General features: G+C 69.1%; 20 protein-coding genes and 3 pseudogenes. 14 read left to right on the top strand and 9 right to left on the bottom strand.

The features are described 5' to 3' along the window. The 3 genes and pseudogenes from ACXMYJ_RS25235 to guaA form a co-directional block, all read left to right on the top strand. Positions 1-125: pseudogene (locus ACXMYJ_RS25235) on the top strand (hypothetical protein); the annotation flags it as partial. A gap of 2239 nt (positions 126-2364) precedes the next feature. Next, a complete protein-coding gene (locus ACXMYJ_RS25240; RefSeq protein WP_260757492.1) occupies positions 2365-3045 on the top strand; it encodes a DNA-binding response regulator in 681 nt (226 codons plus the stop codon). 170 nt (positions 3046-3215) lie between these two features. After that, entirely contained in the window at positions 3216-4775 is a 1560-nt protein-coding gene (gene guaA / locus ACXMYJ_RS25245; protein ID WP_460359163.1) for a glutamine-hydrolyzing GMP synthase, read from the top strand. Here the strand turns inward: guaA and ACXMYJ_RS25250 are convergent, their stop codons facing one another. From ACXMYJ_RS25250 to ACXMYJ_RS25270, 5 genes and pseudogenes are all read right to left on the bottom strand, one after another. Then, on the bottom strand, positions 4776-5336 hold the full coding sequence (locus tag ACXMYJ_RS25250) for a thiaminase II/PqqC family protein (RefSeq protein ID WP_460359164.1): 561 nt from the start codon (positions 5334-5336) through the stop codon (positions 4776-4778). It abuts the gene before it with no gap. A 21-nt stretch (positions 5337-5357) separates the two neighbouring features. Then, positions 5358-6224 carry a MerR family transcriptional regulator gene (locus tag ACXMYJ_RS25255; RefSeq protein ID WP_460359165.1) on the bottom strand — a complete coding sequence of 289 codons (867 nt, stop codon included), beginning with the start codon at positions 6222-6224 and terminating at the stop codon, positions 5358-5360. A gap of 1 nt (position 6225) precedes the next feature. Next, entirely contained in the window at positions 6226-7674 is a 1449-nt protein-coding gene (locus ACXMYJ_RS25260; RefSeq protein WP_443189307.1) for a flavin-containing monooxygenase, read from the bottom strand. 1 nt (position 7675) lies between these two features. Continuing rightward, a complete protein-coding gene (locus ACXMYJ_RS25265) occupies positions 7676-8596 on the bottom strand; it encodes a ferritin-like domain-containing protein (RefSeq protein WP_443189306.1) in 921 nt (306 codons plus the stop codon). Between the two features lie 11 nt (positions 8597-8607). After that, positions 8608-9445, bottom strand: a pseudogene (locus tag ACXMYJ_RS25270) (SDR family NAD(P)-dependent oxidoreductase). A gap of 166 nt (positions 9446-9611) precedes the next feature. On the opposite strand from ACXMYJ_RS25270, the gene ACXMYJ_RS25275 reads away from it, so the two are divergent. The 3 genes and pseudogenes from ACXMYJ_RS25275 to ACXMYJ_RS25285 all read left to right on the top strand — a co-directional run. Further along, a complete protein-coding gene (locus ACXMYJ_RS25275; RefSeq protein ID WP_260757500.1) occupies positions 9612-10313 on the top strand; it encodes a hypothetical protein in 702 nt (233 codons plus the stop codon). 37 nt (positions 10314-10350) lie between these two features. Continuing rightward, complete coding sequence (locus ACXMYJ_RS25280) at positions 10351-11889, top strand: DNA polymerase Y family protein (RefSeq protein WP_443189314.1); 1539 nt, start codon at positions 10351-10353, stop codon at positions 11887-11889. A gap of 1 nt (position 11890) precedes the next feature. Continuing rightward, positions 11891-11965, top strand: a pseudogene (locus ACXMYJ_RS25285) (organic hydroperoxide resistance protein); the annotation flags it as partial. A gap of 30 nt (positions 11966-11995) precedes the next feature. Here the strand turns inward: ACXMYJ_RS25285 and ACXMYJ_RS25290 are convergent. Together ACXMYJ_RS25290 and ACXMYJ_RS25295 are read right to left on the bottom strand one after the other, a co-directional pair. After that, positions 11996-13045 (bottom strand): nucleoside hydrolase, encoded by a 1050-nt coding sequence (locus ACXMYJ_RS25290; RefSeq protein ID WP_443189304.1) that lies wholly within the window; start codon positions 13043-13045, stop codon positions 11996-11998. Further along, positions 13042-14976 (bottom strand): SDR family oxidoreductase, encoded by a 1935-nt coding sequence (locus ACXMYJ_RS25295; RefSeq protein WP_460359166.1) that lies wholly within the window; start codon positions 14974-14976, stop codon positions 13042-13044. The genes ACXMYJ_RS25290 and ACXMYJ_RS25295 overlap by 4 nt, the downstream gene beginning before the upstream one ends. A gap of 54 nt (positions 14977-15030) precedes the next feature. On the opposite strand from ACXMYJ_RS25295, the gene ACXMYJ_RS25300 reads away from it, so the two are divergent. The 4 genes from ACXMYJ_RS25300 to ACXMYJ_RS25315 all read left to right on the top strand — a co-directional run bounded on the left by ACXMYJ_RS25300 (position 15031) and on the right by ACXMYJ_RS25315 (position 21245). After that, positions 15031-15897, top strand: a complete 867-nt coding sequence (locus tag ACXMYJ_RS25300; RefSeq protein WP_260757970.1) for a MaoC/PaaZ C-terminal domain-containing protein — start codon at positions 15031-15033, stop codon at positions 15895-15897. Positions 15898-16011: 114 nt separating this feature from the next. Continuing rightward, positions 16012-17172 (top strand): diguanylate cyclase domain-containing protein, encoded by a 1161-nt coding sequence (locus ACXMYJ_RS25305; RefSeq protein ID WP_260757505.1) that lies wholly within the window; start codon positions 16012-16014, stop codon positions 17170-17172. A gap of 32 nt (positions 17173-17204) precedes the next feature. Further along, a complete protein-coding gene (locus tag ACXMYJ_RS25310; protein WP_460359167.1) occupies positions 17205-20498 on the top strand; it encodes an error-prone DNA polymerase in 3294 nt (1097 codons plus the stop codon). A 105-nt stretch (positions 20499-20603) separates the two neighbouring features. Then, entirely contained in the window at positions 20604-21245 is a 642-nt protein-coding gene (locus ACXMYJ_RS25315; protein ID WP_443189300.1) for a nitroreductase family protein, read from the top strand. 5 nt (positions 21246-21250) lie between these two features. Here the strand turns inward: ACXMYJ_RS25315 and ACXMYJ_RS25320 are convergent, their stop codons facing one another. Continuing rightward, complete coding sequence (locus tag ACXMYJ_RS25320; protein WP_260757508.1) at positions 21251-21715, bottom strand: tRNA (cytidine(34)-2'-O)-methyltransferase; 465 nt, start codon at positions 21713-21715, stop codon at positions 21251-21253. A 17-nt stretch (positions 21716-21732) separates the two neighbouring features. Here ACXMYJ_RS25320 and ACXMYJ_RS25325 point away from each other — a divergent pair, with 17 nt between their 5' ends. Beyond that, a complete protein-coding gene (locus ACXMYJ_RS25325; protein ID WP_460359168.1) occupies positions 21733-22338 on the top strand; it encodes a class I SAM-dependent methyltransferase in 606 nt (201 codons plus the stop codon). A gap of 73 nt (positions 22339-22411) precedes the next feature. Here the strand turns inward: ACXMYJ_RS25325 and ACXMYJ_RS25330 are convergent, their stop codons facing one another. Continuing rightward, the gene (locus ACXMYJ_RS25330) at positions 22412-22564 is read right to left on the bottom strand and encodes a hypothetical protein (RefSeq protein ID WP_260757510.1); all 153 of its coding nucleotides are present in this window, start codon (positions 22562-22564) and stop codon (positions 22412-22414) included. A gap of 312 nt (positions 22565-22876) precedes the next feature. Between ACXMYJ_RS25330 and ACXMYJ_RS25335 the strand changes: the two genes are divergently transcribed. From ACXMYJ_RS25335 to ACXMYJ_RS25345, 3 genes are read left to right on the top strand one after another with little or no spacing between them, the layout of a single operon-like run. Then, on the top strand, positions 22877-25228 hold the full coding sequence (locus tag ACXMYJ_RS25335) for a HAMP domain-containing sensor histidine kinase (protein ID WP_460359169.1): 2352 nt from the start codon (positions 22877-22879) through the stop codon (positions 25226-25228). Continuing rightward, entirely contained in the window at positions 25225-25614 is a 390-nt protein-coding gene (locus tag ACXMYJ_RS25340) for a serine protease inhibitor (protein ID WP_460359170.1), read from the top strand. The genes ACXMYJ_RS25335 and ACXMYJ_RS25340 overlap by 4 nt, the downstream gene beginning before the upstream one ends. 7 nt (positions 25615-25621) lie before the next feature. Beyond that, complete coding sequence (locus ACXMYJ_RS25345) at positions 25622-25999, top strand: DUF742 domain-containing protein (protein ID WP_260757514.1); 378 nt, start codon at positions 25622-25624, stop codon at positions 25997-25999. The last annotated feature ends 123 nt before the right edge of the window (positions 26000-26122 follow it).

Genomic DNA, 26122 nt, shown 5'->3' on the forward strand with positions numbered 1-26122 from the left:
CTGGCCTCCGCAGAACTCATGCTGGACATCGAATGTGTCGAGCGAGCAGGGCGATAGATCAGCGGCACCTCGGGTGCATCGGCAATCCATCCAAGATCACCGACACAAGGATGGTGCACCAGTGAGCCAGCACCTCGGAGAGCCGGTCCACCAGTGCGGCGATCTGCTGGTCGCCGAGGTCGGGCAGTGTGCCGGACAGGTCGAACGCCACGTCGAGATTGCGTGCTTCGGCGTCGTCGACGAGCGTCCGGATCTTCTGCATCAGCGGATGGTCGAAGATGCCGGCCTGATCGAAAAGCGCTCGAAGCCTGCGGCATTCAGCGCGGGCCTGGGCTTGCATGGCCGCGTCGACGGGTTCGCCACGCGTCAGCGCGTCCAGCAGGGGGACGACGTTGTCGACGATGGTGGCGTAGCGGCGCTGGTATTCGGTGCGCAGCGCGGCGCTGACCCGGTCCCGGGTGACCAGCCGACGGTGGGCCCGGGTCTCGGCCTCCACCACTTTGGCCGCGTCGCGCATCAGACCGTTGAAGACGAAGGCGAACAGCTGCACGCCGAGAATGCTCGCGGTGCCCAGACCGATGTTGACGAGCACAACCGCGGACGGATCCCGCAGGGCCACGACAGCGCTGTTGAGCACCCAGAAGCCGACCAGCAGCGCGGCCCCAATCCTGGTCGGCAGTGCGAGAAGCAGCGGCAGCACACACCAGCCGATACCGCTCTGCGCCCAGTGCGCGTACCCGACCAGCGCGTCCTGCGGCAGTAGCGCAGGCTGGGCGACCGTGACCGCCAGCAGTAGCAGCCCGGCCGGCCAGGCCAAAGTCCATCGCTGGCAGAGTATTCCGGGTACCGCGGCCAGCGTGCCGAGTGCTGCGACGACACCGAGTACGGCATCGGCGGCGGGAACGGTCACGGCGAGGTTCACCAGGGCGTACGCGGCGAGCGCGAGACCGTAGCGGGTTCTGGTGCGCTCCAGCAGACGGTCCGGGTCCACGGTCGGCGACTTCACCGCGGTGTCGGTCGGGGCCCACCACAGTTCGGTCACCGTTCCGGCGCCCGGGCTGGATATCACGCGTGCCTGGCCGCGCGCCCGCGCCATCCGATCGATGATCGAGTCGTCCACGCCGTGACCGCGGCGCGGCACGCCGACGTCGAAGCCGATTCCGTCGTCTTCGAGGCGGATCATGCTGTCGGACACGGTGATCCGCAGCAGCGTGGCGCGGGAGTGCCGGTCGACGTTGGTCATCGCCTCGCGGGCCGCCGCGATCACCGGAGCGGCCGTCGCCCCGGGCAGCCGGAGGCGTTCCCTGCCGTCGAACACCACCGGTGTGGTGAGGTGCTGGGCGCACTCCCGCAGCGCCGCAACCAGTTCCACCCGCGCCGGCGGAGCCACCCAGGCGCCGTCGCTGAGCAGGCGCAGATCGCGCCGGGCCTGGGCGGCGAGGCGCCGCGTGGGCAGCGGACCGCCCTGGCCGACCATCAGCAGGGTCGATGCGGCCGTGTCGTGCAGCAGAGCGAGTTGTTCGCGTTCGTAGTCGCGGAGAGCGTCGGTCACCCGGCGGGCGACCTCCGCTTCGTCGCGCTCGCTGCGGGCACGGTCGATCACGCCCGCCGCCCGCAGCAGCATGTAGCGGATGATCGAGGCCGTGGCGCACTGGACGACGAAGTAGAACAGCGCGGTCACTGAGGTCAGGTTCTCCCAGCCGGTGACGGCGGCGGCGCCCCAGGCGTAGGCCGCGGCGATTCCGGCGGTCATCAGCACGCTGGCCGGCGCCGGCACCGACACCGAGATGCTCACCACCGCGGTACCGGCGATGGCCTGCGGAGCCGAGTTCGACGCGTAGAAATCCGCAGCGGGCGTCAGTACCGGGATGGCCAGACAGACGGCCAGCACGAGGGCGTAGTCCACCGCCAGCCAGGCCGGGTGATGGGACCGGGTGAGCAGCCGCGCCGCTGACCACACCGCGAGCACCGCCAGCAGCCACCTGCCGGCAGGGGTGGCCAGGCCGTCCGGATCGGCGAGTGTGATGAGCGCGACGCCGAGGTTCACGGTGTTGCGCATTAGCAGACCGACGGTGGCCGCCCGCCTCATCAAATGCCGTTGCGCGGCAGAACCCACCCTGGTGCCGCTCGTCGCCATGCCGCCCCCCAGCGAACCCGATGCGTTGTCGCCGCTACGTTAGCCCGGGGAACATATCGCCGCCGTCGTGTCGGTCGAACGTACTAATTCGTCGTTGCCGGCGACAGAAAGCCCATATTCGGCAACTTCAGCCGGGTTTTCCCTCGCGGCCGACGCAGGGCTGGGATTAAATACCGGCACGGACTGACAGTTTGACGAGTATGTCTACCAGGGGGAGGTGCCGGGGGATGTCCCGCGAGGGCGAGGCGCGGCGACCTGTGCGAATCGCGATCATCGACGATCACGATGTCGTGCATGCAGGGATTCAGGCGTGGTGCGGGGACGCCGACCCGCCGATCGAACTGGTGGACAGCTTCATGCGTCCGGCCGAGTACTTCGACAAGCACCCGGCCGACGGAGGCGACGTCGACGTGGTGCTGCTCGACCTGCAGATCGAAGGCCACCGCCCGGACTTCGAGACGCTGTCCAGGCTCGCCGATCGCGACCAGCGGGTGATCGTGTACTCCCACATCACCGCCGACGAGGTGATCCTGCGGTGTCTGGATCTTGGCGCGGTCACCTACCTGGTGAAGTCGGAAGGCAAGCGCCACCTGATCGAGGCGGTGCACTCGGCGCACACCGCCACGCCCTACGTGGGTCCACGGATGGGCAAGGCCATGCTCAACGACAGCACGGTGGGGCGGATCAAACTCACCGAGCGTGAGAAACAGATCCTGGTCGCGTGGTTCCAGACCGAGAGCAAGGAACTGGTGGCCAAGCGGCTGTTCATCGCGCCGACCACCGTGCGCACTCATCTGCAGCGGGCGCGGGCCAAATACGCGGGGGTGGGCAGGCCGGCCCCGACGAAGTCGGCGCTGCTGGCGCGCGCGATCGAGGACGGGATCCTCAGCCTCAACGACCTGTACTAGATTTCGGCCGTTCGGCCGACAGACAGTCCCGCCGGGCGCCGATAGCGTGGCCAGTGCTCGGGGGAGTCAACGTGATCGCCGGTGGCGAGGCGGTTCGGCAGCGGGGGGTGCGCCGAACCGCGGGAGCGCTCCGGCGATCACGTTGACCGGGCACTCACTAGACTGACCCGGTGGAATCTGCAGCCCCCCGCCCGGTCCTGGTCGTCGACTTCGGCGCGCAGTACGCGCAGCTGATCGCCCGACGCGTACGCGAGGCGCGGGTGTTCTCCGAGGTCGTCCCGCACACCACCACCGTCGACGAGATCAAGGCGCGCAACCCGCGGGCGGTCGTGCTGTCCGGGGGTCCGGCCAGCGTCTACGCCGACGGCGCACCCCGGCTCGACCCCGCGTTGTTCGACCTCGACGTCCCGGTGTTCGGGATCTGCTACGGGTTCCAGGCGATGGCGCAGGCGCTGGGTGGCACCGTCGCGCACACCGGCACCAGCGAGTACGGCCGCACCGAGCTCAAAGTGGCTGGCGGACAACTGCATACCGACCTGCCCCACACTCAGCCGGTGTGGATGAGCCACGGCGACGCGGTGACGGCCGCACCGGACGGTTTCGAGGTCGTCGCGACCAGTGCCGGGGCTCCCGTAGCGGCCTTCGAGAACAAGGACCGCCGGCTGGCCGGCGTGCAGTACCACCCCGAGGTGATGCACAGCCCGCACGGCCAGCAGGTGCTCAGCCGGTTCCTGCACGAGTTCGCGGGCATCGACGCCACCTGGACACCGGCCAACATCGCCGAGGCCCTCATCGAGCAGGTGCGCACCCAGATCGGCGACGGGCGGGCGATCTGCGGCCTGTCAGGTGGTGTCGACTCCGCGGTGGCGGCGGCGCTGGTGCAGCGCGCCATCGGTGACCGGCTCACTTGTGTGTTCGTCGACCACGGGCTGTTGCGCTCCGGCGAACGGGCCCAGGTGCAGCGCGACTTCGTCGCCGCCACCGGCGCCAACCTCGTCACCGTCGACGTGGCCGACCGGTTCCTGGAGGCGCTGTCGGGGGTGACCAACCCGGAGGGCAAGCGCAAGATCATCGGCCGCGAGTTCATCCGCGCGTTCGAGGGTGCCGTCCGCGACGCCGTCGACGTGTCCGGCGGTGAGGTCGAGTTCCTGGTGCAGGGCACGCTCTATCCCGACGTGGTGGAGTCCGGCGGCGGTTCCGGCACCGCCAACATCAAGAGCCACCACAACGTCGGCGGACTGCCCGACGATCTGAAGTTCACGCTCGTCGAGCCGCTGCGGCTGCTGTTCAAGGACGAGGTGCGCGCGGTAGGCCGGGAGCTCGGGCTGCCCGAGGAGATCGTTGCGCGCCAACCGTTCCCGGGACCGGGCCTGGGCATCCGGATCGTCGGCGAGGTCACCGCCGAGCGGCTGGACACGTTGCGCCGGGCCGATGCCATCGCCCGTGAGGAGTTGACCTCGGCGGGACTGGATAACCAGATCTGGCAATGCCCGGTGGTGCTGCTGGCCGACGTCCGCTCGGTGGGGGTGCAGGGTGACGGCCGCACCTACGGCCATCCCATCGTGTTGCGTCCGGTGTCCAGTGAGGACGCGATGACGGCCGACTGGACGCGGGTGCCTTACGAAGTGCTGGAACGGATTTCGACGCGGATCACCAACGAGGTGCGTGAGGTCAACCGGGTGGTGCTCGATGTCACCAGCAAGCCGCCGGGCACCATCGAATGGGAGTAGTCACGCGCCGAGCGCCATGTCCCAGAACGCGACCTCGTGGGACAGCACCTCCGCGATGACGTCGTCGTGGCCGGCCGGGGTCGCGAGTTCTTCGAGCGCACGCACGTAGTCGGCGAAACCCGGAGCGGTCCAGTGCTCGACGAACTCGCGGTACGGGGAGGAGTCCGACGCGGCGGTGGCCCACGCCAGCAGGTAGACCTTCTCGATGACCCACAGCGCCGTGATGGCCGCCTCGTAGGGCGCAGTGTCGAGGCGCTGCAGCAGTTCCCGGTACTTCAGCGTGGCCGGCAGGGCGGGCTGGTCGGTGTCGATACCGCGCTGCGCCGCCTGCCCGTCGAACCAGTCGAGTTCGGACACCAGCGCGGCGCAGCCTCCGGCGAGCGTGGTCTGGGCGGGCCGCGGTGCGCGTGCGAGCAGCCGGGCCTGGAACGTCAGCAGGTCGGCGACGAACACCGCGTCCTGCACCAGCCACCGGTCGAAGTCCGCGTCGGTGATGGTGCCCTCCCGCACATCGGCGAGGAAACGGTGGCGGGTGGCCGTGGCCCAGAGTTCGTCAAGCACGCCCGGAAGGATACTTGGCGGCTATTCGCCGGCGGCCTCTGCGGTCTTCTCGACCAGATCGCCGAGCAACTGCGCCACCGTCGATTCCACCTGCGACTCGATCGAGAACGCGAGCGTCGCAGCGACGGCGGTCACCGCCTGGGTGCGGAAGCGCACCAGCGTCGTGATCAGCTGGGCGACCTCGACGTCGTCGGGCAGGGCCGCGCCGGGGTTGACCTTGTCGACCACCTCTTCGAGGCCGGCCCGCACGAGGATCGCGCTGATCTGGTCGAGCAGGGGCGCCACCTGCTCGTGCAGGTCGATCAATTTGTCCAAAGCCACGCCGTAGTGCCTGATTTCGGTGAATGCCTCCACCAAGGTGGGGCGCACGATGGTGGCGTGCGCGTCGTCCTCGACCCGGATGATGCCCAGCGCCACCAGCCGGTCGAATCCGGCGTCGTCGTCGATCAGACGCCGCGCCGCGGTCAGCGGCATGCGCTGCGGCTTCTCGGTGGCCCAGCTGCCCGCGATCGCCGATTCCAGGCCCAGCATGTCGCCGAGATCCTTGCCCTGTTCCCACGCCGAGAGCATCTCTTTGACATGGGCGATGTTGTAACCGCGGTCCAGCAGCGAGGTGATCAGCCGCAGCCGCGTCAGATGCGTGTCGTTGAACAGCGCGATCCGGCCCACCCGCAGCGGCGGGTGCAGCAGACCGCGGTCGCGGTAAACCCGGATGTTGCGCGTCGTGGTGCCCGCGAGCCGCGCGAGGTCGTCGATACGGTACTCGCCGGAATCGGCGGCGCCGTGCGGCTGTACGGCGGCGTCGAACAGCTGTGACACCGCGTTCTCGACCACGTCGCGCGAGCCGCGTCGGACCCGGCGCAGAATCGTCTGGATGGGGCCGGACATCTCAGGCCACCGCGGTGTAATCCTCGGCGCGGAACTGCATCTGTCGACGATACTGCGTCGCGAACCCCGGGTACATCGAGGCGTTGAATCCGTCGGCGGTCAGATACCAGCTCTGGCAGCCTGACATCCAGGTGGTCTTGGCCAGCCGCCGCTGGATGCGCTCGTTGTAGCGCCGCTGGACGTCGGCTCGCACATCGAGATAGCGCAGGTTCCGGTTCAGGATCGTGGTGATCGCGTCGACCGCGTAGGCGATCTGGCCTTCGACGTAGACCAGCAGCGAGTTGTGTCCCGGACCGGAGTTCGGCCCGGTCATGAAGTACAGGTTCGGATAGCCGTGCGCGCTGGCGCTTTTGTAGGCCTCGGCGTGGTCGGCCCAGTCCTGCTGCAGCGACCGGCCGCCCAGGCCCGTCACCGGAAACGGGGGGCCGGACAGATGGACGTCGTAGCCGGTGGCGAAGACGATCGCGTCGAGATGGTGCTCGACGCCGTCGCTGGTGCGGATTCCCGCGGGGCTCAACGTGGCGATCGGCCAGTCGATCAGCTTGCAGTTGTCACGCTGAAGCGCAGGGTAGTAGTCGCTGGAGATCAGCATCCGCTTGCAGCCCGGGGTGAAGTCGGGGGTGAGCTGGCGACGCATCCACGGGTCCCTGACCTGTTGACGCAGATGGGCTTTGCCCAACCGGGCGACCAGACCGCTCATCGGGGTGTTCCACACCAGCGCCGCCGCGCTCGCCTCATGCCCCCAGTACAGGGCCTGGCGGGCGATCTCCTGGGCGGCAGGGACTTTCGCGAACAGCGTCTGCACCGCCGTGGGCATCGGGAGATCCAGGCGCGGCAGCACCCAGCCCGGGGTGCGCTGAAAGACCTTGACGAAGGCGGCCGTCTTGACCAGCTCCGGAACGATCTGCACCGCGCTCGCGCCGGTGCCGATCACCGCGACACGCTTGCCGGCGAAGTCGTAGTCGTGGTCCCACGATGCGCTGTGGATCTTGCGGCCGCGGTAGGTGTCGATGCCGCGGATCTCGGGGAAGCTGTGGTCCGCCAACGGTCTTGAGGCCAGCACCACCGTCCGGGCCTGGAACCGCTTGCGCCGCTTGGTGCTCACGGTCCACACGCCGGTCTGCTCGTCGAACTTCAGGCCGGTGACCTCGGTGCCGAACCGGATCAGCGGGGTCAGGCCGTGCTGGTCGGCCATGTCCTCGATGTGCCGGAGGATCTCCGCCCCCGACGGGTACGCCCGTGACCATGACGGGTTCTTGACGAAGGAGAACGAGTACAGCAGCGACGGGATGTCGCACGCCACACCGGGATAGGTGTTGTCGCGCCAGGTTCCGCCGACCCGGTGTCCGCGCTCGACGATGACGATGTCCTCGACGCCGGCCTGCCGAAGCTTGATGGCGGTGCCCAGCCCGGTGAATCCAGCGCCGACGATCAGGGTGTCGTGAATCATGTCAGGCGGCCGGCTCGTGGGTGAGTTCTGTGAACCAGCTCGGGATCGGCTTGAGCAGAGCCCGGGGATACAGGTCGGACAGTCGGACCATCGTGTTGGCCAGCAGGTGATACGGGTGGCGCGGTTTGACGACCATCGCGGCGTGCCGGCGAAGCACCCGGTAGGTGGGCACCCTGGACGTGAATTCCCCACGTTCACCCAGGGTCTGGAATCGCTTGACCGCGTTGTACAGCCGCTCTGGCTCCAACCCCATACCGACGATCTCATTGCGGATGCGGTTGAGCAGCGGGATGTACATGACCGCGCCGATGATCAGGCCGGGGGTGGCGACATTACCCACGAATTCGATGGCCAGGCGACGGGCGTCGGCGTGGCCGATCATGTTCAGAACCTCGAAATCGACGGCGATGTGCCGGGATTCGTCGTTGTTGATCTTCTCGAACACCTGGTGGCAGACAGGATCGTCGACCTCCTCGAGCAGGAACTTCAGCAGTGCGCCGTCCAGTGCCACCTCCAGCATCGGGATCACGGTGCCCAGGATCGACAACGACATGCCGTCGGCGTAGGTGTCCAGCCAGTCCATCGCCAGCCGGATGTTGACGTTCGGTTCGGGCATTTCCCCGTCGTCAAGCATGCCCCACCGTTTCATCAGCGCGAGTTCGACATTGGCGTGCCGCTGCTCCTCGGCGTGGAAATAGCGGTAGATCTCGGCGATCGTCGGGGTCGGTGCCTTCTTGGCCAGCGCGGCGAAACCCCGTGCCCCGATGTTCTCGATCCAGCACAGGTCGGCCATGAACGCCTTGAGCTTCGGGCGCTGTTCGTCGGTGATCTTCTCGGCCCCCGGAGCGTCCCAGTCGATGTCGGCCAGGGCCCACTGCCTGTCCTTGATCTTCGCCAGCATCGAATCCATATCCATGGCCATGAGAGTCCTCTTCAGGTGGTGAGACGGGCGGCTATACCGGCGGCTCGGGTGAATACGGTAGGGGTGAGACGTTTGACGCCCCAGCCGATTCGGGCCTCCGGCTGGGGCATGCAATACAGGCCGCCCCGGTCGAGGGTGTCCAGCGCGCTGCGGGCGACGCGGGCGGCCGAGAATCCGGTCCACCGCATCAACTGCTCGGCGAATCGGCTGGTCTCGGTGGAGATCCGGCCCGACGCCACGATGCTGGTCTTGACGAACGTCGGGCACAGCACCGTGACGTTCACCCCGGTTCCGGCGAGTTCGGCGGCCAGGGTCTCCGACAGCGACAGTGTGCCGGCCTTGCTGACGTTGTAGGCCGCCATGCCGGGGGCGGCGCCGAACGCCGCCGCGGAGGCGACGTTGATGATGCCGGCGGGACGGCCGGCATCACGCAGGATCGGGGCGAACACGTGGCAGCCGTGGATGGGGCCCCACAGGTTGACGTTCAGCACCCAGGTCCAGTCGTCGAGGTCGGTGTCACCGATGAAGGCCCCGCCTGCGCCGACGCCCGCGTTGTTGATCACCAGGGTCGGGGGTCCGCCGAACCACGATTGCGCCTCCTCGGCAAGGCTGTACACCTGGCCGATATCGGTGACGTCGCATGGTGCCGGCTTGGCCTGGCCGCCGTCTGCGGTGAATGGCTACGGCGGTCTGCCGGGCTGCCTCGACGTCGACGTCGCTGCACACCACCCGGCCGCCGCGGCGCGCGAGTTCGGCGGCGAACGCGGCGCCGATCCCGCTTCCCGCGCCGGTGATCACCGCATCGGCGCGGTGTGTTCGCTTCGCTCCGAAGAGAGCCGTCGAGAGCACGACACGGATACAACTCCCAATGGTGACATTTGTCAATGTCACATTTTTAAATGGCAGCGATGGCGCTTCCGGTCATGTTGACGCTTGTCGGTGGGCGGGTGTTTACTGGCCACATCGAACAAAGTTTCGAACAGTGGATGGTTCGGATGGGGTGAAAGGTGCTGTTGTGACGACGCCAAAGAGCCGGACCCGGTGCGCCGTCACCCGTGCTGAGCAGGTGGAACAGCTCCGCAAGCAGATGGCGTCGGTGTCGGGCAAGGTGGGCGGCTCGCGCCGGATGGCGACGCCCGACCCGGCGCTGTCACCCGCTCCGGATTCTTTGCTGCCGAGGTCCGAATCGCTGGCTGAAGTGCTTCCCGAATCGTTGCCACGCGGCACGGTGGCGGTCCTGTCGGGGGCCAGATCGTTGCAACTTCGGATGGTTGCGGCGGTGACCGCCGAGGGCGGCCATGTGGCGATCATCGGTCAGCCCGACGTCGGACTGCTGGCGGCGGTGGAGATGGGGGCCGACCTGAGCAGGATCGCGGTCATCCCGGAGCCGGGGGCCGATCCGGTCGAGGTGGCCGCGGTGCTGATGGACGGGATGGATCTGGTGGTGCTCGGGCTGGGCGGCCGGCGAGTGCCCCCGAGCAGGGCCAGGGCGGTGGTGGCCCGGGCCCGTCAGCGGGGGTGCACGCTGCTGGTCACCGATGGTGACTGGCAGGGGGCCTCCGCGCGGCTGGAGGCCAGGGTCAGCGGGTACGAGATCGCGGGAGGGCAGGAGGACGGGGTGCCCACCCCGGGGTGCGGACGGATCAGCCGGGTGCGGCTGTCGATGCGTGCCCGGGGCCGGTTCGTCGGCCGTCCGGCGCGCGCCGTGGGTGGGTGAAGCGGTGAGTGCGTCCAGGGTGTTGGCGCTCTGGTGCATGGACTGGCCCGCCGTCGCCGCCGCAGCGGCCGCCGGTCTGTCCCCGACCGTGCCGATCGCGGTCACCCTGGCCAACCGGGTCATCGCCTGCTCGGCGGCGGCACGCGCGGTGGGGGTGCGCCGGGGGTTGCGGCGCCGGGAGTCGCAGGCCCGGTGCCCGGAGTTGCACGTCGTCACCGCCGATCCGGCCCGGGATGCCAGGCACTTCGAGAACGTCACGGCCGCCGTGGACGACCTCGTGCCCCGGGCGGAGGTGTTGCGGCCGGGCCTGCTGGCGTTGTCGGTGCGCGGTGCGGCCCGGTACTTCGGATCCGAGCAGACCGCCGCCGAGCGGTTGGTCGACGCGGTGGCCGCAGCGGGCGCCGAATGTCAGGTCGGGGTCGCCGACCAGCTGCCCACCGCGGTCTTCGCCGCCCGGGCGGGGCGGATCATCGGCGCGGGGGAGGACGCGGCGTTCCTGTCCGGGCTGTCCATCCGGCAGCTGGCCACCGAGCCGAGCCTCGCGCCTGCCCCGCGCGAGGATCTGACAGACCTGTTGTGGCGCATGGGAATACGGACCATCGGTCAGTTCGCCGGACTGTCGCGCAGCGATGTGGCCTCCCGGTTCGGCGCCGACGCGGTCGCGGCGCACCGCATCGCGCGCGGGGAGCCCGCCCGCGGACCGTCGGGGCGGGAGCCCGAGGCCGAACTCGACGCGGTGATGAACTGCGAGCCGCCGATCGACCGGGTCGACGCGGCCGCGTTCGCCGGGCGGTCGCTGGCCGGCGAACTGCACCGCAGCCTGGAGGCCGCGGGCGTGGGATGCACCCGGTTGGCTATCCACGCCGTGACCGCCGCGGGGCAGGAGCTCGAACGCGTCTGGCGCTGCGCGGAGCCGCTGACCGAGGACGCCACCGCTGACCGGGTGCGCTGGCAACTCGACGGATGGCTGAATCGCCGCAACCCGCAGGACCGGCCCACGGCGCCGATCACGGTGCTGCGGCTGCGGCCGGTGGAGGTGGTGTCGGCCGAGGCGCTGCAACTGCCGCTGTGGGGAGGTGTCGGAGAGGAGGACAGGCTGCGGGCCCGACGGGCGCTGGTGCGGGTACAGGGGTTGCTCGGTCCCGAGGCGGTCAAGGTGCCGGTGCTCAGCGGTGGCCGCGGGCCGGCCGAGCGCATCACCTTCACCCCGCTCGGCGATGAGCTTGTGCCGCAGTCGGATCCGAACCAGCCGTGGCCCGGCCGGTTACCCGAGCCGTCGCCGACGGTGCTGCTCGACGACCCTGTCGAACTGTTCGACGCCCAGGACAACGCGGTGGGGGTCACCGGTCGCGGGTTGTTCTCCACGGCTCCGGTGCGACTGAACGCGCCGGGGCGCTCCGGCCGGTTGTCGTGGTGGGCGGGCCCCTGGCCGGTCGACGAGCGGTGGTGGGATCCGGCCTCGGCCAAGGCCGGCAGGACCGCGAGGGTGCAGGTGCTGCTCGACGCCGACCCGGCGCAGGCGCTGCTGCTGTGTTACCGGCAACGCCGGTGGTACCTGGAAGGAGTGTACGAGTAGCAAGGCCCAGGTCTGCCCGTATTCCAACGCCACCCGCGGCAACATCGACGTCAGGCTCGTCGTCACCGACGACTGACACCAAAGGTCACCGACGACCCACACCGGGTCACCGACGACTGACACCGTCCAACCGCGCCGCGAACCCACCCACCCGCGCGATGAACCGGTCGAAGAAGGCCGCCGGATCGACGTCGACGCCGATGAGTGCGTTGGGTTCCCGGCCCCAGTGGTGGCTCCAGTCCGCGATCGTCATGCCGCGCGTGAGCGTGCCCGTCAGCTCGACGTCCACCGGTGCGGGCCGGTAGGACACCAGCGCGGTGTCCAGCGCGACGGCGGCGGCCAGCGGGTCGTGCAGGTGCGCGAGGTACCCCTCGCCCTGGTCGTGATGGAACTCGAAGTAGAACCGCATCGCGTCTTCGAGCACCCGGATCAGCGGATTGGAGGCCGTCGACGCGGTGCCACGGGGATCACTCACCGACATCGGGGTTGACGTCGACCCGGCGGCCTCGGCCAAGCGGCTCAACAACTGCGGGGTCATCGCGGCGTGCTCGGTCAGGTTGAGTCCCAACACGATCGGAAGGTGCTCGGCCCCTGCGCCGTTCCACGCCGCGAACACCTCGGCCGCCGACTCCGGGTCGACGCTGACGTTCCACTCGGCCACCGGGGTGGTGTTGCCCCGGTAGTCGAACGCGCCGCCCATGATCACCAGCCGGCCCAGCAGTCGCGGCAGCGCGGGTTCGGCGCGCAGCGCCAGCGCCAGGTTGGTCAGCGGTCCGGTCGCGATGCCGATCAGCTCGCCCGGGTGGGCGCGGGCGGCGCGCACCCAGGCTTCGGCAGCGTCATGGTCGGTGAGTCCTCTTGTCGGAGAAGGCATCTGCGCATACCCGAGGCCCTGGGGTCCGTGTGTGTCCTCGGCGGTGCGCAGCGGCGCCACCAACGGCACCTCCGATCCCCGCGACACCGGCACGCCGGTGACCCCGCACAGCTCGAGCAACGCCAGATTGTTGCGGCACACGGCGTCCACCCCGACGTTCCCCGCGGTGGAGGCGATCCCGACGACTTCGGCCTCGGGGCTGGCGAACAGATACACCAGTGCCATCGCGTCGTCGACCCCGGTGTCGACGTCGACGAAGACCGGGCGGCGTGTCCCGTTCACCAGTGCAGGCCGGGCATCAGTCGGGCGGCCCGCTTGACCGGGCGGGGTACTCGCAACGCCGGCACCGGCCGGCTCGGCCGCTTGGGTCTGCGGACCGGTGACCGTCTCGGGTGTGCGGGGTCCTGCGAGATGCCGCGTGCCGCAGCGGAGTCCGGGAAGCCGAGATACAGCTGGTGTAGCACGCGCCGGGACAGCTTCGGGGTGAAGTACATCCCGATGTCGGCCAGGGTGCCGATCGGGGTGTCGATCCGCGTGGGCTTGTCCACCAGCGCCCGCACCACCATCGCGGCGGCGTGCTCGGCGGAGATGGCCGGCGCCGGGTTGAGCCGGCCCGACGGCGCGATCATCGGTGTCTTTACCAGCGGCATGTGGATGTTGGTGAACGTGATGTGGTCCGAGAGTGTCTCGGTCCCCACCACGTCGGCGAACGCATCGAGCGCCGCCTTGGACGGAATGTACGCGCTGTACCGGGGGTTGTGGGCCTGCGCGCCGGCGCTGGAGACGTTGACGACATGACCGAACCGCCGTTGCTGCCAGTGCGGCAGCAGCGCCAGCACCATGCGCACCGCTCCGAAGTAGTTGACCGCCATCACCCGTTCATAGTCGTGCAGACGGTCGGTGGACGCCACGACCGAACGTCGGATCGAGCGGCCCGCGTTGTTGACCAGGTAGTCGACATGTCCGAACCTGCCGAGGATGTCCTTGATGGTGTGCTCGACGGCCGCGGAGTCGGTGACGTCACAGGTGAACGCGTGCGCGTCGCCGCCGGTGGCGCGGATCTCGGCGACCAGCTCGTCGAGCGCCTCGGCGTCGCGCGCCAACGCGAACACCGTCGCGCCACGGGCGGCCACCGCGATCGCCGAAGCACGGCCGATCCCGCTCGAGGCGCCGGTGATGATCACATGCCTGCCGACCAACGGCCCGGCCGGATCGTCCCGGCGGGCCCGGTCGGGGTTGAGGTGCTGCGCCCAGTACCGCCACAGCTGCGGGGCGTACGTCGCGAACGCCGGCACGGTGATCCCGCTCCCGCGCAGTGCCTCGGCGGTGTGTTCGGAGGTGAACGTCGCCACCGGCTCGACGGGATCCAGCACCGCGGCGGGAATGCCGAGTTGGGTGGCGGCCATGTCGCGCAGGACCTTCGCCGGTCCGCTCATATGCCGCAACGGTGCGGTGGCCGCCCGGGGCAGCGACCCGACCAGCGGCGGAAGGCCCGCCGCCGGAGCGACGCCGCGATAAATCCCCCGCAGACTCGTCGTCGCCGGCGCCGTCAGGTGAAAGGTCTGGCCGTCACGCCCGTCGAGACGCATCAGCGCGACGATAGCGTCGACGACGAAATCGACCGGGACGATGTTGGTGCGACCGGCGTCGGGCAGCACCACCGGCGTGAACTTCGGAAGTGCGGCGAGCGCCGACAGAATCCCGAAGACGCGGTACGGTCCGTCGGCCCTGTCGGTCTCGCCGGTGCGGGAATCGCCGACCACCACCCCGGGCCGGTATACGCGGAACCGCAGTCCTTCGGCCGAGCGCACCAGCAGCTCGGCTTCGAACGCGGCCCGGTGACCGGGCGCCGGCAGGTCCTGGCCGACGTCGAAGTCGTCCTCGGTGAACGTGCCGCGGAAATCGCCGGCCACCGCGATCGACGACACGTGATGCAGCGTCGCATCCAGCCGCCGGGCCAGCGCGACCACCGCGCCGGTGCCGTCGGGGACCGGCGCGCACTGCACGACGTGGTCGACGGGACCGAGCTCGGCCGCCGGGGCGTCGACCAGGGGTCGGACCCGGTCGTCCCACCGCCGCGCCAGACGTTCGAACCGGCCCAGCGAGTCTCGGCGCACCAGCACGTGCACCTCGTCGGTGTCGCATTCTTCGAGCAGTCGGCTCACCAGCCGGCTGCCGATGAACCCGGTACCGCCGGTAACGACATAGCGCATCCAGACATGCTCACCTCCGGCCGTCGCGACGTCAACACCGGCTACTCTCTGGCCATGCCGCTCGATCCCGACGCCATCGGCGCGACGACGCCACCGCAACCGTTCACCTGGACCGATCGGGACACGCTGCTGTACGCCCTCGGTGTCGGAGCGGGTGTCGACGATCTCGCGTTCACCACCGAGAACAGCCACGACATCGAGCAGCAGGTGCTTCCGACCTATGCGGTGATCGCGTGCTCGCCGTTCGCGGCCGCCGCCATGATCGGCTCGTTCGACTTCAGCCGGTTGCTGCACGGATCGCAGAGCGTCCGGGTGTTCACGCCGCTGCCCGCGGCCGGCAGGCTCAGCGTGGTCTGCGAGGTGGCCGACATCCAGGACAAGGGTGAGGGCAAGAACGCCGTCGTGATGCTCAAGGCGACCGGCAGCGACCCGGACACGGGTCAGGCCGTCGCTGAGACGTTGACCACGCTGGTGATCCGCGGCGAGGGCGGCTTCGGTGGCCGGCCCGGCCGGCGCCCGCCGGCGCCCGAGATCCCCGAGCGCGAACCCGACGCCCGGGTCGCGCTGCCCACCCGGCAGGACCAGGCGCTGATCTACCGGCTCTCCGGTGACCGCAACCCGCTGCACAGCGATCCGTGGTTCGCCGCCCTGGCCGGATTCCCGAAACCGATCCTGCACGGGCTGTGCACCTACGGTGTGGCCGGCCGCGCGCTCGTCGCCGAACTCGGCGGTGGTGACGCGTCGAAGATCACCGCGATCGCGGCGCGGTTCACCTCACCGGTCTTCCCTGGGGACGCGCTGACGACGTCGATCTGGCGCGTCGGCGAGGGCCGGGCGGTGTACCGCACCGAAGCGGCCAGTCCGGACGGATCCGATCCGCGGCCGGTACTCGAGGACGGAGAGGTGGAGTTCACCGCCTGAGCCCGCTTCGACGGTAGTGGCAAACGCTGGGAAATTGATTTGCTGGGCTGGTAGCCTTCGCGCAGGGCGGGGCTGGTGTGCTGGACCTTGGACGCTTGCGACGGGGGTGAGCGGATGTTTGACGGTTTGCGGAGTTCGTCCGCCGCCGGAATAGGTCCTGCGCTGTGGCGCTCCGATCAGTACTACTGGTTTACTGCGGTGCTCGCCGCGCGCGGGCTGCAGACCGTCACGTGCCGGGTCGTCGCGCTGTGCATCGCGGTGTTGGGGCTGCTTCCCCTGGGCATGACCGCCAGCCGGTTGGGACCGCAAGGTCTGCACCTGCGGATCATCGCGATCGCGATCGCGGTGGCCTCGTTGGCGATGGCGGCGGTGTGGCTGCGTGACCGATGGCCCTCCAGAGCGCTGTCCCTGACCTGCGTGGTTCTCGGGTCGGTGGCGATCGGCACGGCCGCGGTGATCGTGGCCAGTCCGCTCGTGGGATTCCTCGGCGCCGCGACCTATGTGGTGCTCACGGTCTTCGTGGTGTGTTTCCACGCCCCTCGGTTGCTCGTGGTGACCTGGTCGGTCGCCGCGGCGGTGCTCGCGGTGCTGTTCGTGCGGGAGGCGTCGATCGACCTGGCGGTCGCGGTCTGCGCGGTGCTGGTGGTGGTGCTGCTCAATGTGTTCGTCGCGTTCTCCTGCCGCGCGGTGATCAAGTTGCTGCAGCCCGACGCCCATCACGGGGACATCGAGCAGCTGACCGGTCTGCTGCACCGCGACGCGTTTTACAGCTCGGTGGCCACGCTGCTGGCGTCGCGCAGCCGCAGCGACGACAAATACCTGGTGGTCGTCGCGGTCAACATCGACAGCTTCTCGCTGCTGCTCGGGTTGTCGGGCTCGGGCGGCGGCAACCGGGCGCGGGTCACGGTCGGGCAGGCGCTGCGCGAGACCGTGCGGCACAACGCGATCGTCGCGCACGTCTCCGACGACGACTTCCTCATCGCCGACACCTTCACCACCGCCGACGCGTCCCCTCTGGTGGAGCGCATCCGCGGTGCGATCGCGGCCACCCCGCAGCGGCTGACGGCCAGCATCGGCGTGGTCTGCACCCCGTTGCCGCCCTTGGCCGCCGAACCACCCGACGAGGTCCTCGACAAGCTGATCGGGATCGCCACCCAGGCGATCGAGCAGGCCCGGATGGCCGGCGGTAACCAGGTCCGCTACGTGCTGCGCCCCAACCTCGAAGAGGGCAACGGCAACGGCGACGGCGACGGGTTCGACGGCAAGACCGCCTGACCTGTCGAACGTCTGTTCGATACACTGGCCGGGTGGGTTGGCATACCGGACCGCCGAGTTGGGGCGAGATGCAGCGCGTGCTGGACGGCAAGCCGCGCCGCGCCGGCTGGCCTATCGACGCCCAGATCGGCGACGGTGGCGACAGCCCGGCCTGGTCGCGCAAACGGGGACAGTACGAAGCGCCCGAGCTGGCCCGGCCCGGCGCCTCGCTGCCCTACGCCGAACTGCACGCCCACTCCGCCTACAGCTTTCTCGACGGTGCCAGCACGCCCGAGGAACTCGTCGAGGAGGCGGCCCGGCTGGATCTGCGGGCGATCGCGCTGACCGACCACGACGGGCTCTACGGCGTGGTGCGGTTCGCCGAGGCGGCCAGGGAACTCGACGTGGCCACCGTGTTCGGCGCCGAGCTGTCGCTGGGCGGGGGCACCCGCACCGACGTCCCGGATCCGCCGGGCCCGCACCTGCTGGTGCTGGCGCGCGGGCCGGAGGGGTACCGGCGGTTGTCGCGACAGCTGGCCGCGGCGCATCTGGCCGGTGGGGAGAAAGGGGTGCTGCGCTACGACTACGACGCGCTCACCGAAGCCGCGGGAGGACACTGGCAGATCCTCACCGGGTGCCGCAAAGGGCACGTGCGCCGGGCGCTTGCCGTCGGCGGGCCGGAAGCGGCCGAGGCCGCGCTCGCCGATCTGGTCGACCGGTTCGGTGCCGGCCGGGTCACCGTCGAGCTCACCCACCACGGTCACCCGCTCGACGACGAACGCAACGCGGCGCTGGCCGCGCTGGCCCCCCGGTTCGGCGTGGGTGTCGTCGCCACCACCGCCGCCCACTTCGCCGAACCGTCGCGGGGCCGGCTCGCGATGGCGATGGGAGCGATCCGGGCCCGCCACTCCATTGACGAGGCCGCGGGCTACCTTGCGCCCCTGGGTGGTTCGCACCTGCGCTCCGGTGAGGAGATGGCGCGGATGTTCGCCCACTGCCCCGAGGTGGTGACGGCGGCCGCCGAGCTCGGCGAGCAGTGCGCGTTCGGTCTGGCGTTGATCGCCCCGCAGCTGCCGCCGTTCGACGTGCCCGCCGGGCACACCGAGAACAGTTGGTTGCGGCATCTGGTGATGCAGGGCGCCCGTGAGCGCTACGGCCCGCCTGAGCGGGCCCCCCGGGCGTACGCGCAGATCGAGCGCGAGCTCGCGGTCATCGAGCAGCTGAACTTTCCCGGCTACTTCCTGGTGGTGCACGACATCACCCGGTTCTGCCGGGAGAACGACATCCTGTCCCAGGGTCGCGGATCGGCGGCCAACTCCGCGGTCTGCTATGCGCTCAAGGTCACCAACGTCGACCCGATCGCCAACGACCTGCTGTTCGAACGCTTCCTGTCCCCGGCCCGGGACGGACCACCCGACATCGACATCGACATCGAATCCGACCTGCGCGAGAACGCCATCCAGTACGTCTATCAACGCTACGGGCGCGAGTATGCCGCGCAGGTGGCCAATGTGATCACCTACCGCGGTCGCAGCGCGGTGCGGGACATGGCCCGCGCACTCGGGTTCTCGCAGGGTCAGCAGGACGCTTGGAGCAAGCAGTTCAGCCAGTGGGGCAACCTGTCCGACGCCGCCCACACCGACGATATCCCCGAGCCCGTGATCGATCTGGCCAAGCAGATCTCCAACCTGCCCCGGCACATGGGCATCCACTCCGGCGGCATGGTGATCTGCGACCGCCCGATTGCCGACGTGTGCCCGGTCGAATGGGCGCGGATGGAAAACCGCAGCGTTCTGCAGTGGGACAAAGACGATTGTGCGGCAATCGGTTTGGTGAAATTCGACCTGCTGGGCCTCGGTATGCTCTCGGCGCTGCACTACGCCATCGACCTGGTCGCCGAGCACAAGGGTATCGAGGTCGATCTGGCCAAGCTGGACCTGTCCGAGCCGGCCGTCTACGAGATGCTGCAGCGTGCGGACTCGGTCGGGGTGTTCCAGGTCGAGTCACGGGCCCAGATGGCCACGCTGCCGCGGCTCAAGCCGCGGATGTTCTACGACCTGGTGGTCGAGGTGGCCCTGATCCGGCCCGGGCCGATCCAGGGCGGTTCGGTGCACCCGTACATCAAGCGGCGCAACGGGCAGGAGGCGGTCACCTACGACCATCCGTCGATGGAGTCTGCTCTGCGAAAGACGTTGGGCGTGCCGCTGTTCCAGGAACAGTTGATGCAGCTGGCGGTCGACTGCGCCGGGTTCTCCCCGGCCGAGGCCGACCAGCTGCGCCGTGCGATGGGCTCCAAACGTTCGACGGAGAAGATGCGCCGGCTGCGTGGGCGCTTCTTCGACGGCATGGCCGCCAAACACGGTATCACCGGCGAGGTGGCCCAGCGGATCTACGAGAAGCTGGAGGCATTCGCCAATTTCGGTTTCCCGGAAAGTCATTCGCTGAGCTTCGCGTCGCTGGTGTTCTACTCGTCGTGGTTCAAGCTGCATCATCCCGCGGCGTTCTGCGCGGCGCTGCTGCGCGCACAGCCGATGGGTTTCTATTCACCGCAGACCCTGGTCGCCGACGCACGCCGGCACGGCGTCGTCGTGCACGGGCCCGACGTGAACGCGAGCCTCGCGCACGCCACACTGGAGAACCACGGGCTGGACGTCCGGCTGGGGCTGGGCAGTGTGCGCCACATCGGTGACGAGCTGGCCCAGAAGGTCGTCGAGGAGCGGAAAGCACACGGGCCCTTCGCTTCTCTGACCGATCTGACCCGGCGGGTGCAGCTGTCGGTGCCGCAGACCGAGGCGCTGGCCACCGCGGGCGCGCTGGGCTGCTTCGGGATCACCCGGCGCGAAGGCCTGTGGGCCGCGGGTGCGGCGGCCACCGAACGCCCGGACCGGCTGCCCGGGGTCGGGTCGGCGTCACACGTGCCGTCACTGCCGGGCATGTCCGCACTGGAACTGACCGCCGCGGACGTGTGGGCCACCGGGGTGTCGCCGGATCGCTATCTGACCGAGTTCCTCCGCGAGGATCTGGAGGCGATGGGGGTGGTCCCGGCCGATCAGCTGCTGGCGGTGCCCGACGGCACCCGGGTGCTGGTGGCCGGGGCGGTCACCCACCGGCAGCGTCCCGCCACCGCCCAGGGCGTGACGTTCATGAACCTCGAGGACGAAACGGGCATGGTCAATGTGATGTGCTCGCAAGGGGTTTGGGCGCGGCACCGTAAACTGGCCCAGACCGCGTCGGCGTTGGTGGTCCGCGGCATCGTGCAGAACGCCACCGGCGCCGTCACCGTGGTAGCCGACCGGATGGGCAAGCTCAGCCTGCGGGTGGCCTCGAAGTCCCGCGACTTCCGCTAGGCAACCACCCCGCCGAAATCGCATTCCACGCGGCCTTTTTCGCGAAACGACCGCGTGGAATGCAATTTCGGCGGAAACGGAAACGGGAACGGTAGGCTCGGCGCAATGACGCTCAATCTCTCCGCCGACGAAGTTCTGACCACCACCCGTTCGGTGCGCAAGCGGCTGGATTTCGACAGGCCGGTGCCGCGCGAGGTGCTGATGGAATGCCTGGACATCGCCCTGCAGGCGCCGACCGGTTCCAACAACCAGGGCTGGCAGTGGGTGTTCGTCGAGGACCCGGAGAAGAAGAAGGCGCTCGCCGAGATCTACCGGACCAACGCCACGCCGTACCTGAACGCCCCGAAGCCCTTGCAGGGCGACATGCGCGACGAACAGCGGCCGCGCGTGGAGGATTCGGCGAGGTACCTCAACGAGCACCTCGACAAGGCCCCGGTCATGTTGATCCCGGTCCTGGAAGGCAAACCGCAGGACGCGGTGTCGGGGGCCAGCGCAGGCTACTGGGGCTCGTTGCTGCCCGCGGTGTGGAGTTTCATGCTGGCCCTGCGCTCGCGCGGCCTGGGCTCGGCGTGGACGACGCTGCACCTGCTCGGTGACGGCGAGCGGCAGGCCGCCGAGGTTCTCGGGATTCCGTTCGACAACTACAGCCAGGCGGGGCTGTTCCCGATCGCCTACACCAAGGGCACCGACTTCAAGAAGGCCAAGCGGCTGCCCGCCGAGCAGGTCACCCACTGGGACACCTGGTAGCGGTCTCAGACCGCGCCGTCGAACCCGTGCTGGCGCCACGCTTCGTACACCGCCACGGCGGCGGCGTTGGACAGGTTCAGCGACCGCCGTCCGGCGAGCATCGGGATCCGCACCTGGGACGTGATGTGCGGGTCGGCCAGCGTGGCCTGATCCAGTCCGGTCGGTTCCGGGCCGAACATCAGCACGTCGCCGGGGCGGTAGGTGATGTCGGCGAACGACGTGGTGGCGTGCGCGGTGAACGCGAACACCCGTGCGGGGGTCACCGCGGCCCACGCTGCGTCGAGGTCGGCGTGCACAGTCACCGACGCGAGGTCGTGGTAGTCCAGCCCGGCCCGCCGCAGTTTGGGTTCGGACAGGTCGAAGCCGAGCGGCTCGACCAGATGCAGTTCGCACCCGGTACCCGCCACCATCCGGATGGCGTTGCCGGTGTTGGGCGCGATGCGCGGCGAGTGGAACAGCACCTTGAACACACCGGGATAATGCCAGCATGGTCGAAACGAGTCTCTGGATGCGCAAGGTTGCGGCCGACCCCGGTCATTCGCGTTGGTACATCGAGCGTTTCCGTGCCATGGCCCGCGCCGGCGACGACCTGGACGGCGAAGCGCGCATGGTGGATGCGATGGCCCCGCGTGGCGCCCACGTCCTCGATGCCGGATGCGGCCCCGGCCGGGTGGGCGGTTATCTGGCCGCAGCCGGACATGAGGTGGTGGGCGTCGACGTCGACCCGGCGCTCATCGAAGCGGCCGAACAGGACCACCCCGGACCGCGGTGGCTGGTCGGAGACCTCGCCGAGCTCGACCTACCGGCCCGCGGCATCGTCGAGCCGTTCCACATCGTGGTGTCGGCGGGCAACGTGATGACATTTCTCGCACCCAGCACCCGGGTGCAGGTGCTGGAGAGGTTCCGGGCTCATCTGCGCGACGACGGCCGGGCGGTGATCGGATTCGGCGCCGGCCGCGATTACGAGTTCGCGCAGTTCTTCGACGACGCGGCACGTGCCGGGCTCACGCCCGATCTGCTGTTGTCGAGCTGGGACCTGCGCCCGTTCGACGAAGGCTCCGGGTTTCTCGTCGCCGTTTTACGGCGCATGTGAGGGCCGTTTTACGGCGCATGTGAGGGCCGTTTTACGGCGCATGTGAGGGCCGTTTTACGGCTGGGGTACTGCCTCAGTCCAGGCAGGTTTCGTAGCTGGCTATCGAGATCAGGCCGGCGAGGGTGTCGACGTCGACCACTTCGCCGCACATCGCTCGCATCAAGGGGGAGTCACCGATTTCGGAGGCATCGGCCAGCGTGGCCACCTCCACGCCGTTGCGGACCATTTCGCACCTCCGATTGTGAATGCAACATTACCCATTGTGACGCAGTTCTCACTTCACTTGTTGTTCCATTCTTCGCGTGTCGGCGGTATCGGCGGCCTCGAACACGTAACGATCACCTACCGTTTCGGTGGAGTAGGGCTCGAACGACGCCGAAAAGGGTTTGCCGGCACTAGTTTTGGCTAACTACCGGTGAATCTGCAGGCACGCGTGTTCAGTGCCGACAGTGGAATCCCTCGATCCTGGCTGTCATACTCGTCGAATTGCCAGGCCCAGCAGGTCCGTCGGCCTGAGGCCGTCATCATCAGGAAGCGTATGACCGACCCTCGATCAGTGATTCGTGCGCGTCCGCGGCGATGGGCGCTGTCCAACTGGCCGGTCCGGGTGAAAGTGCTCGCCTTGGTCGTCGTGCCGCTCGTGCTGGCAGGTGTCTTCGGTGGGTTGCGCATCCTTGCGAGCGCGACCGATGCCGCAGACCTTCGGCGCGCGGCCGAGCGCGCCGCCATGGTGCCCGCCGTCGTCGACTACATGGGCGATCTCGAGGCCGTCATGGTCACCGCGACCGAAGGCGGCGACGCGCGCCCGGCGATGACGGCCTTCGAAGCCGGCAAGGCCGAACTGCAACATTTTCTCGAGATCACCCCGGTCGACGACAGCGTGCGCCTGGCCGTCAATACCCTCATCGATTACGGACAGGATCTCCTCGACGAGATCAATGCCGACACCATCGATCTGCGCACCCGGGTGATGACCTACGCTCCGCTGCTGATCACGGCGCAGACCGCCGTCACGGGTCTGGTAGACACCGACGACGCGCGGGTGCGCTCCCAGGCCGACACGCTGTCACGTGCCGTCGGCGCGCGGGGCCAGATGGCGATGCAGCGAATGCTGGTCAACCGCGGTGCTGAGCTCCCCGAGCCGTTGCTGCGGTCGGCGATGGTCACCGTGGCGGGCACCGAGCCCGCGACCGTCACCGCGATCAGCACCTACCTCGGCGGCGCGACGAGCGAGGCGGCGGCGCTGCGTTCGGAGATGGTCAAGCGCATGGCGCTGTTGTCCGAGCCGGCCACCGTGCTGGTGGGCAACCCCGAACTGCTCGCGTCGCAGACGATCACGGGCGACATCGCCGACGACGTGATTGCGCAGACCGCCGCCGACATCCCGGCGACGGTGGCGAGTGAGGCCGATGACGCACGGACTGCCGCGATCCGGGATGCCGTCGTGGTCGGTGCGACGATCCTGCTCGCGCTGCTTCTCGTGGTGTTGGTGGCGCGCTCGATGGTGCGTCCGCTGCGAACGCTGCGCGACAGTGCGCTGAAGGTCGCGCACGAAGACCTGGCGCGCGAAGTCGAGCATGTCCGCAGCGACGGCAGGGAGTTCCCGGTCCAGCCGATCCCTGTGCACACCACCGAGGAGGTGGGTCAGGTGGCCCACGCGGTCGACGAACTGCACCAGCAGGCCGTCATGCTCGCCGGGGAGCAGGCCCGCCTGCAGATGCAGGTGACCGACATGTTCGAGACGTTGTCGCGGCGTAACCGCTCGCTGGTCGATCAGCAGCTCACGCTCATCGACCGGCTCGAGCGCGACGAGCAGGACCCCGCGCGGCTCGAAAGTCTGTTCCGCCTGGACCATCTCGCGGCGCGGATGCGCCGCAACGGCTCCAATCTCATGGTGCTGGCCGGTGCGGACGTCTCCCGCGAGCAGGCCGACTCGGTGCCGGTCACCGCCCTGGTCAACGCCGCCGCGTCGGAGGTTCAGGACTACGTCCGCGTCGCCGCCGCCGACCTGCCCCACATCGAGATCGACGGGACGGTCGCCGGCGACCTCGTGCATCTGCTTGCCGAACTGCTGGACAACGGGCTGCGCTACTCGCCACCGACAACCCGGGTCCAGGTGTCGGCCGTTCTGACTGGCAGCGGCGGACTGGTGGTCGAAGTCAGCGACACCGGGCTCGGAATGACCGATTCCGATCTACGGGTGGCCAACACCCGGTTGGAGTCCGGTGGCGAGGTGACTCCGTACACCGCGCGGCACATGGGGCTGTTCGTGGTCGGCCGGCTCGCCGCCGCGCACGGGTTGGTGGTCCGGCTACGCAGCACGGTGGCCGGGCAGGCCGATTCGGGCACCACGGCCGGGGTGTACATCCCGCCCCGCCTACTGATCCACACCGTCCCCGTGCAGCCCGGTCACGCACCCGAACCTGTCCCCGAACCCGCCCCGGCGGCCGTCCCAGAACCCGTTCGCGCGCCCGTCCCCGAACCGGTTGTTGCGGCCGTCGCAGAACCGGTTGCCGAGGTGCTCCCGCAGCGCCGGCAGGTACTTGAGGACTCCGAGGACGACGCGATCTATCAGACGATGCTCTCGGAGTGGCTGGTTGACCCGCACGAGCTGTCGCACAGCACGGATCTGGACTGGAAGACCGTGTGGGACCACGGCTGGTCGGCGGCCGAAGCCGCAGCGTCCGCTCCGGTGCAGGAGCACACGCCGGAAGGGCTGCCGATCCGGCAGCCGGGTGCGCGCTTCGTGCCCGGCCACGCCGACGGCGAGCCGATAGCATCGGTCTCCCGGGATCCGGAAGCGGTCCGCGCCAGCATCGGCAATCACTTCGGTGGGGTGCAGGCCGGCCGTCGACGGGCGCAGGAATCCGGAGGAACCGACTCGCTATGACTTCGCTGGACTGGTTGGTGGCCAAGTTCGCCGACGACGTGCCGGGAGTGGCGCACGCGATCCTCGTCTCGGCGGACGGTCTTCGGATGGCGGCCAGCGCGCATATCCCGCCAGAGCGCGCCGATCAGCTGGCGGCGGTGGCATCGGGTCTGGCGAGCCTGTCGACCGGGGCGGCGCAGCTGTTCGACGGTGGGCACGTGCTGCAGTCGGTTGTCGAGATGGAGAACGGCTACCTGCTGTTGATGCGGGTAGGCGACGGTTCCCATCTCGCGACACTTGCGACCCGCAACTGCGACATCGGCCAGATCGGCTACGAGATGGCCATTCTCGTGGAACGGGTCGGTGCAGTGGTGCAGGCGGCGCGGCGTGCCGCGCGACATCCGTGAGCAGCGTATGGGAGCACACGACAAACCGGAACGCGAGACCACCGAGCCCAGTCTGGTGCGCCCGTACACGTTGACGGCGGGGCGCACCGACTCTTCTGTCCAGTTACCGCTGGAGGCGCCGATCGGTGTGGCAGCTTCGGCGGAGCCGGTGCGGTGGCCGGTTCATGACATCCGAGGTCAGATCCTCGCCTTGTGTGTCGAACGTCCGTCGGTGGCCGAGATTGCCGCGCATCTCTCACTTCCGCTCGGCGTGGCGCGGGTGCTCGTGGGGGATCTGGTGGTGCAGGGTTATGCGCGGGTACACACCACCCTGGGAGAGGCCGCAACGGCCGACGAACGACGGGAACTGATCGGAAGGACACTGCGTGGCCTCAGGGCGCTCTAGGAGTCTGCTGAATTAGTGGGTTGATGGGGCGGGGCGTCTCAAGCGCTCGTCGGCGCGTGTGTGAAGTCACAGGCAGGCCGACAGATTCGGGATTGCCCCGCCGTTTGGGGCGTGGCAATCCGA

This window comes from Mycobacterium sp. ZZG (assembly GCF_054786995.1).

Excerpts from the sequence above, each read along its gene's own strand:
- ACXMYJ_RS25335 (WP_460359169.1), top strand. The coding sequence starts at position 22,877 with ATGACCGACCCTCGATCAGTGATTCGTGCGCGTCCGCGGCGATGGGCG.
- ACXMYJ_RS25345 (WP_260757514.1), top strand. The coding sequence starts at position 25,622 with ATGGGAGCACACGACAAACCGGAACGCGAGACCACCGAGCCCAGTCTG.
- ACXMYJ_RS25305 (WP_260757505.1), top strand. The coding sequence starts at position 16,012 with ATGTTTGACGGTTTGCGGAGTTCGTCCGCCGCCGGAATAGGTCCTGCG.
- ACXMYJ_RS25340 (WP_460359170.1), top strand. The coding sequence starts at position 25,225 with ATGACTTCGCTGGACTGGTTGGTGGCCAAGTTCGCCGACGACGTGCCG.
- ACXMYJ_RS25295 (WP_460359166.1), bottom strand. The coding sequence starts at position 14,976 with ATGCGCTATGTCGTTACCGGCGGTACCGGGTTCATCGGCAGCCGGCTG.
- ACXMYJ_RS25280 (WP_443189314.1), top strand. The coding sequence starts at position 10,351 with ATGGACTGGCCCGCCGTCGCCGCCGCAGCGGCCGCCGGTCTGTCCCCG.
- ACXMYJ_RS25300 (WP_260757970.1), top strand. The coding sequence starts at position 15,031 with ATGCCGCTCGATCCCGACGCCATCGGCGCGACGACGCCACCGCAACCG.
- ACXMYJ_RS25255 (WP_460359165.1), bottom strand. The coding sequence starts at position 6,224 with ATGTCCGGCCCCATCCAGACGATTCTGCGCCGGGTCCGACGCGGCTCG.
- ACXMYJ_RS25260 (WP_443189307.1), bottom strand. The coding sequence starts at position 7,674 with ATGATTCACGACACCCTGATCGTCGGCGCTGGATTCACCGGGCTGGGC.
- ACXMYJ_RS25315 (WP_443189300.1), top strand. The coding sequence starts at position 20,604 with ATGACGCTCAATCTCTCCGCCGACGAAGTTCTGACCACCACCCGTTCG.
- ACXMYJ_RS25330 (WP_260757510.1), bottom strand. The coding sequence starts at position 22,564 with ATGGTCCGCAACGGCGTGGAGGTGGCCACGCTGGCCGATGCCTCCGAA.
- ACXMYJ_RS25240 (WP_260757492.1), top strand. The coding sequence starts at position 2,365 with ATGTCCCGCGAGGGCGAGGCGCGGCGACCTGTGCGAATCGCGATCATC.
- ACXMYJ_RS25325 (WP_460359168.1), top strand. The coding sequence starts at position 21,733 with ATGGTCGAAACGAGTCTCTGGATGCGCAAGGTTGCGGCCGACCCCGGT.
- ACXMYJ_RS25265 (WP_443189306.1), bottom strand. The coding sequence starts at position 8,596 with ATGGCCATGGATATGGATTCGATGCTGGCGAAGATCAAGGACAGGCAG.